Consider the following 12,400-nt stretch of genomic DNA (forward strand, 5'->3'; position numbering starts at 1 on the left):
GCGCGTGGCCGGTCGCCAGGTGCGAACGCCGGTTTCCCCGGCGTTTGCTGAAGTTTCCTACGACTCTTCTGCGGGCCGGGTGGGCGCCGGCTCCTCGGTCGGGGGCGAATCTTGGCGCCGGTTCTCCTGGAACCAGTGCAGGGCGATCAGCACCAGGGTCGGCACGCCAAGCAGGGCGGTGATCAGGAAGAAGTTGTGATAACCGAACTTCTCCACCATCACCCCTGAATAACCACCGATCAAGCGCGGCAGCAACAGCATGATCGAGCTGAGCAGGGCGTATTGGGTGGCGGAGAATTTCAGGTTTGTAAGACTCGACAGATAGGCGACGAACGCTGAAGTGGCCAGGCCGGAGCTGAAGTTGTCCAGGGAGATGGTGACGATCAACATCTTCAGGTTGGCGCCCATGTCGGTGAGCATCAGGAAGAGGATGTTGGTTCCGGCCGAGGCGACACCGCCTATGAACAGGATGGGCAGGATGCCGAAACGGACGATCAGCAGGCCGCCCATGCCGGCACCGACGAGGGTCATGATCAGCCCGAAAATCTTGCTGACGCTGGCGATCTGGTCCTTGGTGAAGCCCTGGTCGATGTAGAACACGTTGGCCATGACGCCCATGACCGTGTCGGACATCCGATAGGTTGCGATCAGCCCGAGCAGCAGCAGGGCCTGCCAGCGGTAACGGAGGATGAAATCGTTGACCGGCGTCAGCACTGGCGCCAGTCCACGGCGACCCATGGCCGACAGGCACAGGGCAGTCAGGATGATGTAGAGGATGGCCCGCAGGAACGCACGGTCTTCGAGCAGCAGGTCGAGCAGGCTGACGCCCTCGAACAGCACGCTGGCGAAATCGGTGTTGTAGAGTTGGGTGAACATCGCCGGAACTGACACCAGCAGCACGATGAGCACGAACACCGACGCCAACTGATGAACGAACGTGTAGCGTCCGGCCTGCAATTGGGTGCGCAGCGGCACTGGCGGCTCGCGCATGAACAGCGAGGTCAGCAGCGCCGGGACCATCAATACGCCGAACAGCAGGTAGGTACCGGCCCAGGCCGAGTGCTTGTAGCTGAAGCCGGTGGAGCCAAATCCTTCGGCGAAGAACAGGGCGCCAGCGGTGGCCAATAGCGCGGCGATGCGATAACCGGACATGTAGCTGGCGGCGAGGGCGGCCTGGCGGGTGTCGTCGGCGATCTCCAGGCGATAGGCGTCGACGGCGATGTCCTGGGTCGCGGAGGCGAAGGCGACGATGACGGCGATGGCGATCAACCAGGACAGGTGTTTTTGTGGGTCGCAAAAGCCCATGCCGATCAGGCCGAGGATCACCAAGGCCTGGGAGAGCACCAGCCATGAGCGGCGACGCCCCAGTTTGCCCAGTAGCGGCAGGCGCCATTGGTCGAGCAGCGGCGACCAGACCCACTTGAAGGCATACGCCAGGCCGATCAGGCTCGCATAGCCAATGGTTTCGCGGGCCACGCCGGCCTCGCGCAACCAGACCGAAAGCGTGGAAAACACCAGCATGTAGGGCAAGCCGGCGGCGAAGCCAAGCAGCAACAGCACGAGCGTCGAGGGACTGGCATAGGCGGCGAGGGCGGCGCGCCAGGTTTTACGGGGCATGGGCTGGAGTCTGCCTCAAAAATTGCGAAAACAAAGCGCGCACTCTAACCGCTGTGCTCTACCGGGCGCCAGCCATGGCGCTGAATATCAACACGATTGTTCAGGACACTGACTCCCTCCATGCGCAGGCGCGCGCGCTGTTCATCTCCTGAAGAGCTGCCCACCGGCAGACTGATCCGACCGCCGGCACCCAAGACTCGGTGCCAGGGCAGCTTGGTGTCATTCGGCAATTGGCTGAGGGTCCGCCCGACCCAGCGCGCCGCACGGCCCAGGCCGGCCATTTCGGCGAGTTGGCCGTAGGTGACGACCTTGCCCGCCGGCACTTGTGCCAGGGTCAGGTAGAGGGTGGTGCGGCGGATTTGGGCAGCGTTCTCGGTATCCGCTGGGGTATCAGTCACGTTGGGGGGCTCCTCGGGTGTCCGTCTGTAGATTAATTCCTACAAGGTTGATTGAGAAATGAACTCATCACCCATACACGGGTCAGTCCTTGCTGAGGTGTCATCCTGGGGGATAATGCCGCCTTTTCACCGCAAACTTGAGCCCTTTATCGCTTATGTTGTCTAGAACCCTGCTATGCCTGGCTGTTGCCAGCGCCTCTACGCCCTTGCTCGCCGACACTGTCTGGTTGAAGAATGGGGACAAACTCAGTGGCAAGATTACCGTTTTCGATGGCGGCAAGCTGCTGATCCAGACCGATTACGCCGGTGCGATTCCCATTGACTGGAAACAGGTCAAGACCCTGGAGAGTGACCAGCAACTCCTGGTCAAGCAGGATGCCTATACCGGCGAGAAAGCCAAGGCGTTGCAGGCGGCCGAGGATGGCAAGGTCACTTTGGCCAACGGTGATGCGCCCAAGACCGTCGAGCTGGCCAGTATCCAGCAGATCCTCAAGCCCAAGCCGGTGGTCGAGGACCTGGTGTGGAAAGGCAATATCGATGCCGCGCTGGATTACCAGCGTGCGGAAAACGATACCGACGATTACGACATCGACTTCAAGACCTCGGCACGCCACGGCAGATGGCGGCACACAGCCGAAGGCGAATACAACCGTGAGTTCCAGGATGATGTGGTTTCCGCCGATAACTGGCGCTTGGAGTATTCCCTCGACCGGTTCCTGACGGACAAGTGGTTCTGGCAAGGCCGCCTGAACTACAAGCGGGACAAAGTCGAAGACCTGGCGCGCCAGCGCGTGGTGGGTACCGGTCCGGGCTATCAATTCTGGGATGACGAGCTGGGTGCGTTCTCGCTGGGTTCGCTGTTGAACCGCACCGATTATGAATACCGTGACGGCGGCAAGGACAACTTCTATTCCGTCGCCATGAAGTGGGACTACAACCGCTACCTGATTGGCAAGCGCGTCGAGTTCTTCACCAACGGCGAAGTGGGCAAACCGCTGTCCGATGTGGCGGATTACGCTTACGACGCAGAGATCGGGTTGCGCTATAAGGTGACCGATTGGGCGTCGCTCAACCTCAAGGCCGAGAAGGATGTCATCGAGGGTACCGAAGACAGCGACTTGAGCAAGACGCGCTACACGGCTGGGTTTGGCGTTACCTGGTAGTCCCAGGCTAACCAGCAAACCCATGTGGGAGCGGGCTTGCTCGCGAAAGCGGTGTGTCAGTCAACGTTGATGTTGCTGATCCACCGCTTTCGCGAGCAAGCCCGCTCCCACAGTTTTTTGTGCACAGTAGAAAACTGACAGGCACAAAAAAGCCCCGCTTTTGAGGGCGGGGCCTTTTACTAAAGCAAGGACAAGTTAGATAACTTGAACTTCTTCAGCTTGCATGCCTTTCTGACCGCGGGTAGCGATGAAAGAAACCTGTTGGCCTTCTTTCAGGCTTTTGAAGCCGTCGGATTGGATAGCTTTGAAGTGAACGAACAGGTCGTCACCGGATTGTGGAGTGATGAAGCCGAAGCCTTTTTCATCGTTGAACCACTTAACGGTACCGGTTTGGCGATTAGACATGGTGTAACTCCTTGAACAAAGATAACTGCGACTCAGGAAGAACCCTGGCCGAGACTGAGTGCAAAGAGCAGGAAAAATTCTTGTAGATGGTTGGATCGAAATTCAACATATCGTGTAGAGATTCTCAGTGACACAAGCAGCACAGTGGCGCCACCTTAACCCTTTTTCCGGAACGTGCCAATGGTCTTTGCGAAGGTTTCTCGGATTTAGTGACTGGCGGTGCGCGGTATTGCCGTCAGGACCCGGAAATCAAGGTGGATCGGCGAGAATTGCGTGTCGCGCTTTGAACCCGGCCCCGTGCCCCGGTAAGATGCCGGACGTATTTTTTCCACCTCGCTATTTCAGGAAACCGCCATGAGCATCAAATCGGACAAGTGGATTCGCCGCATGGCGCAAGAGCACGGCATGATCGAGCCCTTCGTCGAGCGCCAGATGCGTGGCGAAGGCGCCGACCGGCTGATCTCCTTCGGTGTCTCCAGCTACGGCTACGACGTGCGCTGCGCCGACGAATTCAAGGTGTTCACCAATATCAATTCGGCTACCGTCGACCCGAAGAACTTCGACGAGAAGAGCTTTGTCGACGTCAAGAGCGATGTCTGCATCATCCCGCCGAACTCCTTCGCACTGGCCCGCACTGTCGAGTACTTCCGCATTCCGCGCAACGTGCTGACCATTTGCCTGGGCAAGAGCACCTACGCCCGTTGCGGCATCATCGTCAACGTCACGCCGCTGGAACCGGAGTGGGAAGGCCACGTGACCCTGGAATTCTCCAACACCACGACCTTGCCGGCGAAAATCTACGCCAACGAGGGTGTGGCGCAGATGCTGTTCCTCGAATCCGATGAAGAGTGCGAAGTGTCCTACAAGGATCGTGGCGGCAAATACCAGGGCCAGCGCGGTGTAACGCTGCCGCGTACCTGAATCTGACGAGCTGCTGGAATTCCTGGGCGGGTAGGCACTCTATTGCGTGTACTGCCCGTTTTTTGTGCGTCAGCGCAGCGGGCCTTCGCTCAGGAGTTGCTCTATGAAGATCGATCCGCGAATCAGTGCCGAACTGGCAAGGCTTGAGCCCAATCAGATCGGCGTCATGGCCTGGTCATTGCTGGCCCATCCTGCCGAAGCGGCGGGTGGCATTCCCGGCCAGCCCGATCCCGATACTCCCAACGAACAACCCAACGATCCCACTGAACCCGGCGAACCGACCTTGCCGGATGAGCCGCCTCCTGCGCCTGTTGCCTGATGAGACGATGGCCCGGCAGCGATAGCACAGCGTGCTTCAGTTGACGGGCCATATTTCGTTATCGCCGATGACAAAAATCCTGCAATCGCTGTCGTGCTCGACTCGATAGCCGCCCGTGAACGCACCGAAGGCCGGTAGCAGGCTGATCTCGCTGCCCAGTCGAAAGCAGGCCAGGCGCAGGCGTTGCCGGCCTTTGCCGCTCAGGTGGTAGACCGGGTGCACGTGACCGGCCAGCACATGGCGGCTGGGGTGCGGGTCAGGCTCGTGTTGTACGGCGAAAGGGCCCAGCAGCAGGGGCTCCGGTACGACGCGAATATTCAGCGCTGGCGGTGGGTCGCCGGCGCGTTTGTCATGGTTGCCACGAATCAGCGTCATGGCCAGGTGCGGATGTCGCTCACGCCAATCGGCAAGGGCCTGCAAGGTGCCGGGCGCGTGGGAGCCCGGGCCGTGGAGAAAATCCCCGAGGAAAAGCAACTGTCGACACGGCAGGCTGGCCAGTATTGCATCGAGTACGGCGATGTTGCTGGCGGTGGTGCCATGGGGTACCGGTTGCCCGAGGCTGCGGTAGGCGGCGGCCTTGCCGAAATGAACGTCGGCCACCATCAGGGTTTCCTGGGCGGGCCAGTACAGGGCTTTTTCCGGGAGCAACCAGAGTTCTTCTCCGGCCAGGCTGACAGGATAGGGCGCTGGCATCAGGCGTCACCGCGATCGGCAGTCTTTTCCAGCTCGCTGACCATTCGCCGGATGCGGTCGGCGAGCTTTTCCGAGCTCATGCTTTCCCGGAACCGCTCCACCAGCAGCGGGAACCCGAGTGGGGTGGGGCGCTTGATCACGTGCAGGTCCAGCGTCAAGGTATCGAGGCGTTGCAAGGTCTGCTCCAGTCGATGGATATCCAATTCTTCACGCAGAACTTCCTCCCCAGCCTGGGCCAGCAACAGATTGTCGGCGTCGTATTGCTTGAACACCTGGAAGAACAACCCACTGGACGCCTGCACTTGCCGGGTGCTTTTCGGCGCACCGGGGTAGCCGGCGAAGACCAGCCCGGCGATCCTGGCGATTTCGCGAAAGCGCCTGAGGGCCAGTTCCCCGGCATTCAGGCTCGCAAGCACGTCGGCGAGCAGGTGATCGACGCTCAGCAGTCCCGGGGTCAGGTACTGCGACCAATCCACTGCCGTGGCACTGAGCAGCTCCAGGCCGTAATCGTTGACCGCAATGGAAAACGTCAGCGGCTGTTGCCGACTGACACGCCATGCCAGCAGGCTGGCCAGGCCCAGATGAACCTGGCGTCCGGCAAATGGGTAGAGGAACAGATGCCAGCCTTCCCGGGACTTGAGGGCTTCGGCCAGTAATGTGCTTTGCGTGGGCAACCCGGACCAGCGTTGCTGAGTCAGCAGCAAGGGCTGTACGGCCTGCATCTCCGGGCCCTCGAAACGGCCCGCGGCGGCTTCGCTCAAACGGGCCACGACGGCGGCCGCCAGTTCGCTGGAGAGCGGCATGCGTCCGCCGTTCCAGCGCGGTACGGCGGCTTTCTTGGCCTGGCTGCGTCGCACGTAGGCGGTCATGTCTTCGACCCGGACCAATTCCAGCAGCCGCCCGGCGAACAGGAAACCGTCACCGGGGCGCAGGCGGGCGATGAAGCCTTCCTCTACGCTGCCCAGGGTCTTGCCGCCTCCGCCCTTGCTCCAGAACTTCAATTGCAGGCTGGCATCGCTGACGATGGTGCCGATGCTCATGCGGTGGCGGCGGGCCAGGCGTGCGTCGGGGACGCGCCAGATCCCGTGTTCGTCCGGCTCGACCCGTCGGTAGTCAGGGTAGGCGGTCAAGGACAGGCCGCCATGACGTACGAAAGCCAGGGCCCAGGCCCATTCGGCTGGGTTGAGATCGCGGTAGGCCCAGGCGCCGCGCACTTCCCGAAACAGTTCATCGGGCACGAAGCCGCCACCCAGGGCCATGCTGACCAAGTGCTGCACCAGGACATCCAGCGGCTTGTGGGGCGATTCGCGAGGTTCGATGCGCCGTTGGGCCACGGCGTCCTGTGCGGCGGCGGCCTCGATCAACTCCAGACTGTGGGTCGGCACCAGCGTCACCCGCGAGGCGCGCCCCGGTGCGTGGCCGGAGCGCCCGGCCCGTTGCATCAGACGTGCTACGCCCTTGGCCGAACCGATCTGCAGTACCCGTTCCACTGGCAGGAAATCCACCCCCAGGTCCAGGCTGGACGTACAGACCACCGCCTTGAGCTGGCCGTCCTTCAATGCCTGTTCCACCCAGTCCCGGGTATCACGCGACAGCGAGCTGTGGTGCAAGGCGATCAGCCCGGCCCAATCGGGCCTCGCCTCAAGAAGCGCCTGATACCAGATTTCCGACTGTGCCCGGGTATTGGTGAAGACCAGGCAACTGCTGCTGGCGTCGATTTCGGCAACGACCTGGGGCAGCATTTTCAGGCCGATGTGCCCGGCCCAAGGGAAGCGTTCGAGGGCCGGGGGTATCAGCGTGTCGACCTGCAGTGCCTTGCCGTCGGCCCCCTGCACGCTGACCCCGTTGCCCTGCGGGATCAATACCTGTTCGGCGTGGGCCTGGTTGCCCAGGGTCGCGGACACGCCCCAGACGATGAGTTCGGGATGCCAGTGCCGCAAGCGCGCCAGGGCCAGTTGCAATTGCACACCACGTTTATTGCCGAGCAACTCGTGCCATTCATCCACCACGACCATGCGCAGGCTCGAGACGGCGACTTGCGCATCGGCCCGGGCGAGGATCAGGGTCAGGCTTTCGGGAGTGGTGATCAACGCGGTTGGCAGGCGCCGGCCCTGGCGGGCGCGTTCGCTGGCACTGGTGTCGCCGGTACGCAGGCCAACGCTCCACGGCAGGTTCAGGTCTGCCAGGGGCGTTTCGAGGGCTTTGCCGGTGTCGGCAGCCAGCGCCCGCATTGGCGTGATCCACAGCACCGTGAGCGGCTCGGCCGGCGGTTTGCGTTTGCGCGGTTTATCCGGCGGTGGGGCCGGTCGGGCGAAACGGTTGAGGGCGGCAAACCACACGGCGTAGGTCTTGCCTGCGCCAGTGCTGGCGTGCAACAGCCCGGACTCGCCCTGTTTGACGGCGGTCCAGACCTGCTTCTGAAAGGCGAACGGCTTCCAGCCGCGGGCGCTGAACCACTGGTTTGCAAAGTTGTTGGATGTCGCCATGCCTGCCGTGTGCGCCCTGAAAGTCCTTCTTCAGTGACCACGGCGAGCGATGAAAGGTTTAATGGGGAGTCAGTGCAGGGGGCCTGTGGGAGCAAAGCTTGCTCCCACAAAATCCCCTCGCCACAAGGGTTATTTCAGGTTGCCACTGAGAAACTGCTTGAGGCGTTCGCTGGTGGGATTGCCCAGCACGTCTTCCGGCCTGCCTTCTTCTTCCACCAGGCCCTGGTGCAGGAACAGCACCTGATTCGAGACTTTGCGGGCGAAGCTCATTTCGTGGGTCACCATGATCATGGTCCGGCCTTCTTCGGCCAGGCCCTGGATCACCTTCAGCACCTCGCCCACCAGCTCCGGGTCCAGGGCCGAGGTCGGTTCGTCGAACAGCATCACCTCCGGCTCCATCGCCAGGGCGCGAGCAATGGCCACGCGCTGTTGCTGGCCGCCGGAGAGGAACGCCGGGTACTGTTCGGCAACCCGCGCCGGCAGGCCGACCTTGTCGAGATAACGACGGGCGCGGTCGTCGGCTTCCTGTTTGCTGACACCCAGCACCCGGCGCGGCGCCATGGTGATGTTTTCCAGCACGGTCATGTGGCTCCACAGGTTGAAGTGCTGGAACACCATGGCCAGGCGCGTGCGGATGCGTTGCAGTTCGTTGGCGTCGGCCACGTGCATGCCGTGGCGGTCCTTGATCATCTGGATCGGCTGGCCGTCCAGGCTCATGGCGCCGTCGTTGGGTTGTTCCAGGAAGTTGATGCAGCGCAAAAACGTGCTTTTGCCTGAGCCGCTGGCGCCGATGAGGCTGATGACGTCGCCGGTCTTGGCCTTGAGCGAAACGCCCTTGAGCACTTCATGTTCGCCATAGCTTTTATGCAGGCCTTCGATGGTCAGTTTGTACATGGAGCATGCATCCTCAAGGCGAAAGTAAGTAGCCGCTGCGGTAGGCTTCGGTGCCGGCGACATGGGCGATGACCATGCCGGCAGTCGCCATGCGGCGCAGCGAGCGGGCGTACATCAGCCCGGCGTTACGGCAATGGACAGGGGTGACAGTGTCGTTGACCGGGTCAATGACTTCCGCCACCAGTTGCCCCGCCTCCAGATACTCGCCGGGCAGGGCGCTGTAGACCAGTAACCCGCCCACGGGCGTCGCCACCGGCTCGACAGCAGCCAGCGGCGTGGCAGGGTAGGGCAGTTCGGGCATTGGCATCGGTTCGCCGTCGATGGCGCCGAAACGGATCAGGTACTCGATCAGGGCCTGGCAGTCGAGGCTCGCCAGCCCGTGGTTGACGTCACCCTGGCCACGCAATTCCACTGTGACCGAAAAGCTGCCCAGGGGGATCTCGTAGCGTTCGCCGAAGCGTTCCTTGAGTTGCCACCAGAGCAGGGTGAAGCATTCGTCGAACGACTGGCCACCCGAATCGGTCGCCAGCAGGCTGGCTTCGGCACCGATGTAGCGCGCCAGCGGCTCGACCTGCGGCCAGGCTTCGGGCGTGGTGTAGAGATGGGCCACGGCTTCGAAGTCGCAATGCAGGTCCAGCACCATGTCGGCGTCGCAGGCCAGCCGTTGCAGGGTCAGGCGCAGGGATTGCAATTGCGTGCCTGGGGTCTGCCGGGCGAGAGCGTCGCGCAAGCTGGTGCGGATCAGCATCAGGTTGTGCTGCGGATCGTCGGTGAGCAGGTCCTGGATGTCGTTGCCGATCTCTTCGCTCAGGTCGACGAAGCGTCGGTTGAAGTTCTGCCCGCTCTCGGTTTCGTAGCGGCCCAGGGGCACGTCCATCAACACCTGTTCGAGGCCGATGGGGTTGGCGACGGGCACCAGCACGATCTCGTGCCGCAGGTGGCCCGACGCTTCGAGTTCGGCCAGGCGCTGCTTGAGGTGCCAGGCGACCAGCATGCCGGGCAGTTCATCGGCGTGCAGGGACGACTGGATGTAGATCTTGCCCTCGGCTTTTTCCGGGCCGAAGTGGAAGCTGTGGATCTTGCGCGCGGTCCCCGGTACGGGACCCAGCAAGTCATGGATCTGGTGGCGCATTTGCGTGTGTGTCCTGGAACAAAAGCCCTAGTGGGTCGGCCCGAGAAAGGCCAGCCAGCGGCGTTCGGCGAGGCGGAAGAGGCCCACCAGCGCAAAGGTGACGGTCAGGTAGATCAACGCGGCGATGCCAAACGACTGGAACGTCAGGAACGTGGCCGAGTTGGCGTCCCGGGCGACTTTCAGCACATCAGGAACGGTAGCGGTGAACGCCACGGTCGTCGAGTGCAGCATCAGGATCACTTCGTTGCTGTAGTACGGCAGCGAACGGCGCAGGGCCGAGGGCATGATCACGTAGGCGTACAGCTTCCAGCCGGTGAGGCCGTAAGCCTTGGCCGCTTCGACTTCGCCATGGTTCATGCTGCGGATCGCCCCGGCGAAAATCTCCGTGGTGTAGGCGCAGGTGTTCAAGGCGAAGGCCAGGATCGTGCAGTTCATCGCATCGCGGAAGAAGCTGTCGAGCAATGGCTGGGCGCGCACCGCTGCGATGCTATAGATGCCGGTGTAGCAGATCAGCAATTGGATATAAAGCGGCGTGCCACGGAACAGGTAGGTGTAGAACTGCACCGGCCAGCGTACGTAGAACTTGGGTGAAACCCGGGCGATGGACAGTGGGATCGACACCACGAAACCGATCAGCAGCGAGGCGCTGAGCAGCCACAGGGTCATGGCCAGGCCCGTGACGTTGACGCCATCGCTGTAAAGGAACGGCCGCCAGTATTCTTGCAGAAGTTCGATCATCGCACCGCCTCCCGGGCTCCGGCGGCGTAGCGACGTTCAAGCCAGCGCAGGACGAAATTGGACGCGCTGGTGATCAGCAGGTAGATCAGTGCCGCCAGTACCAGGAAGTAAAACAGTTGGTAGGTGCTCTTGCCCGCATCCTGGGCGGCCTTGACCAGGTCGGCCAGGCCGATGATCGACACCAGCGCGGTGGCCTTGAGCATCACCATCCAGTTGTTGCCGATACCCGGCAGGGCAAAGCGCATCATTTGTGGAAACACCACGAAGCGAAAGCGCTGGCCACGCTTGAGGCCATACGCGGTGGCGGCTTCGACCTGGCCCCGGGGGACCGCGAGGATCGCGCCGCGAAAGGTTTCGGTGAAATACGCGCCATAGATGAAACCCAGGGTGATCACCCCGGCGCCGAATGGGTCGATTTCGATGTATTCCCATTCCATGAAGTCGGTAAACGAAGTCAGCCAGGTTTGCAGGCTGTAGAAAATCAGCAGCATCAGCACCAGGTCCGGCACGCCGCGAATCAGCGTGGTGTAGAGCTGGGCAGGAATTCGCAGCAGTTTGACGCTGGACAGCTTGGCGCTGGCGCCCAGCAGGCCGAGCAAGACGCTCAGCAACAAGGACAGGGCCGACAGCTTGATGGTCATCCAGGTGCCTTGCATCAACAACGGGCCAAAGCCCTGCAGGCTGAAGGCGGAGAGCCCCAGATTTTGTAGGAGTTGTTCGAACATGAAAGAGGCCTTTGGCAGGAGAAAAGCGCCCATCCGAGGCCGGATGGGCGCCGCGCATTATTTGCCGCTGTACAGATTCAGATCGCCAAAGTGTTTTTTCTGGATTTCGGCGTACTTGCCGTCGTCGTGTAACGCTTTGATACCTTTGTCCAAAAGAGCCTTCAGCTCGGTGTTACCTTTCTTGATACCGATGGCGGTCTTGGCCGGCAGCAGTTCGCTGTCCACTGGCTTGCTGATTTCATAGCCTTCGCCTTTTGGCGATTTCAGGAAGCCCAGCTCGGCTTGCAGCATGTCCTGGATCGCTGCATCGAGGCGGCCGGAGGTCAGGTCGGAATAGACCTGGTCCTGGTTCTGGTAGGCCTGGGTCTTGACGCCGGCCTTGTCCAGCACGGCCTTGGCGTAGGCTTCCTGGATGGTGCCTTGCTCGTAGCCGACGGTTTTGCCTTTGAGCGAGGCAACGTCTTCGCTCAAGCCTGAACCTTTCTTGAACACGTACGCCGTCGGGCCGGAGAACAGCTCGCTGGAGAAGTCGATGACTTTTTCGCGGGCCGGGGTCACGGTCATGGAAGAGATCACGCCGTCGAACTTATTGGCTTTCAGGCCAGGGATCATGCCGTCGAAATCGCTTTCGACCCATTTGCATTTGACCTTCAGTTCCGCGCAGATCGCATTGCCCAGGTCAATGTCGAAACCGACCAGGCTGCCGTCGGCGGCCTTGGATTCAAACGGGGCGTAGGAGGGGTCGACACCAAAACGCAGTTCCTTGTATTCCTTGGCCGTGGCGACGCCAGCGGCCATGCACAACGCCAGTGCAGAAAGGGTCAGCAGTGCTTTTTTCATTATTCAATCCCTAAAACCAATATGAGCGCTTGTGGCGCGTAAGTATTGTTACCGGTGAAGGCGAGAACG

The 12,400-nt window shown here is 61.5% G+C and carries 13 protein-coding genes; 3 read left to right on the top strand and 10 right to left on the bottom strand.

The features are described from left to right. Positions 1–57: 57 nt before the first annotated feature. Entirely contained in the window at positions 58–1,617 is a 1,560-nt protein-coding gene (locus tag PSH86_RS06095; protein WP_109755684.1) for an AmpG family muropeptide MFS transporter, read from the bottom strand. Positions 1,618–1,661: 44 nt separating this feature from the next. Beyond that, a complete protein-coding gene (locus tag PSH86_RS06100) occupies positions 1,662–2,015 on the bottom strand; it encodes an MGMT family protein (protein WP_109755685.1) in 354 nt (117 codons plus the stop codon). A gap of 155 nt (positions 2,016–2,170) precedes the next feature. Between PSH86_RS06100 and PSH86_RS06105 the strand changes: the two genes are divergently transcribed. After that, the gene (locus tag PSH86_RS06105; protein WP_109755686.1) at positions 2,171–3,178 is read left to right on the top strand and encodes a DUF481 domain-containing protein; all 1,008 of its coding nucleotides are present in this window, start codon (positions 2,171–2,173) and stop codon (positions 3,176–3,178) included. A 195-nt stretch (positions 3,179–3,373) separates the two neighbouring features. Here PSH86_RS06105 and PSH86_RS06110 read toward each other — a convergent pair whose 3' ends face one another. Beyond that, a complete protein-coding gene (locus tag PSH86_RS06110) occupies positions 3,374–3,583 on the bottom strand; it encodes a cold-shock protein (RefSeq protein ID WP_002554837.1) in 210 nt (69 codons plus the stop codon). A gap of 354 nt (positions 3,584–3,937) precedes the next feature. On the opposite strand from PSH86_RS06110, the gene dcd reads away from it, so the two are divergent. Both dcd and PSH86_RS06120 read left to right on the top strand, forming a co-directional pair. Beyond that, on the top strand, positions 3,938–4,504 hold the full coding sequence (dcd, locus tag PSH86_RS06115) for a dCTP deaminase (RefSeq protein ID WP_003184751.1): 567 nt from the start codon (positions 3,938–3,940) through the stop codon (positions 4,502–4,504). A 103-nt stretch (positions 4,505–4,607) separates the two neighbouring features. Next, positions 4,608–4,823 carry a hypothetical protein gene (locus tag PSH86_RS06120; protein WP_109755687.1) on the top strand — a complete coding sequence of 72 codons (216 nt, stop codon included), beginning with the start codon at positions 4,608–4,610 and terminating at the stop codon, positions 4,821–4,823. Positions 4,824–4,859: 36 nt separating this feature from the next. Here PSH86_RS06120 and pdeM read toward each other — a convergent pair whose 3' ends face one another. From pdeM to PSH86_RS06155, 7 genes are all read right to left on the bottom strand, one after another. Further along, positions 4,860–5,516 (bottom strand): ligase-associated DNA damage response endonuclease PdeM, encoded by a 657-nt coding sequence (gene pdeM, locus PSH86_RS06125; protein ID WP_163855121.1) that lies wholly within the window; start codon positions 5,514–5,516, stop codon positions 4,860–4,862. Then, positions 5,516–8,002: a ligase-associated DNA damage response DEXH box helicase gene (locus PSH86_RS06130; RefSeq protein WP_305488583.1), complete on the bottom strand. Its 2,487-nt coding sequence runs from the start codon at positions 8,000–8,002 to the stop codon at positions 5,516–5,518. The genes pdeM and PSH86_RS06130 overlap by 1 nt, the downstream gene beginning before the upstream one ends. 129 nt (positions 8,003–8,131) lie before the next feature. Further along, complete coding sequence (locus tag PSH86_RS06135) at positions 8,132–8,896, bottom strand: ABC transporter ATP-binding protein (protein ID WP_109755690.1); 765 nt, start codon at positions 8,894–8,896, stop codon at positions 8,132–8,134. A gap of 13 nt (positions 8,897–8,909) precedes the next feature. Then, positions 8,910–10,028 (bottom strand): succinylglutamate desuccinylase/aspartoacylase family protein, encoded by a 1,119-nt coding sequence (locus PSH86_RS06140; RefSeq protein ID WP_109755691.1) that lies wholly within the window; start codon positions 10,026–10,028, stop codon positions 8,910–8,912. Between the two features lie 27 nt (positions 10,029–10,055). After that, the gene (locus PSH86_RS06145; protein WP_109755692.1) at positions 10,056–10,766 is read right to left on the bottom strand and encodes an ABC transporter permease; all 711 of its coding nucleotides are present in this window, start codon (positions 10,764–10,766) and stop codon (positions 10,056–10,058) included. Then, entirely contained in the window at positions 10,763–11,491 is a 729-nt protein-coding gene (locus PSH86_RS06150) for an ABC transporter permease (RefSeq protein WP_109755693.1), read from the bottom strand. The genes PSH86_RS06145 and PSH86_RS06150 overlap by 4 nt, the downstream gene beginning before the upstream one ends. Positions 11,492–11,548: 57 nt before the next feature. Continuing rightward, positions 11,549–12,331: a transporter substrate-binding domain-containing protein gene (locus tag PSH86_RS06155; RefSeq protein WP_109755694.1), complete on the bottom strand. Its 783-nt coding sequence runs from the start codon at positions 12,329–12,331 to the stop codon at positions 11,549–11,551. Positions 12,332–12,400: the final 69 nt, after the last annotated feature.

The organism is Pseudomonas sp. FP2300, assembly GCF_030687595.1.
In the GTDB taxonomy this organism is placed as follows: Bacteria; Pseudomonadota; Gammaproteobacteria; order Pseudomonadales; family Pseudomonadaceae; genus Aquipseudomonas; species Aquipseudomonas bijieensis.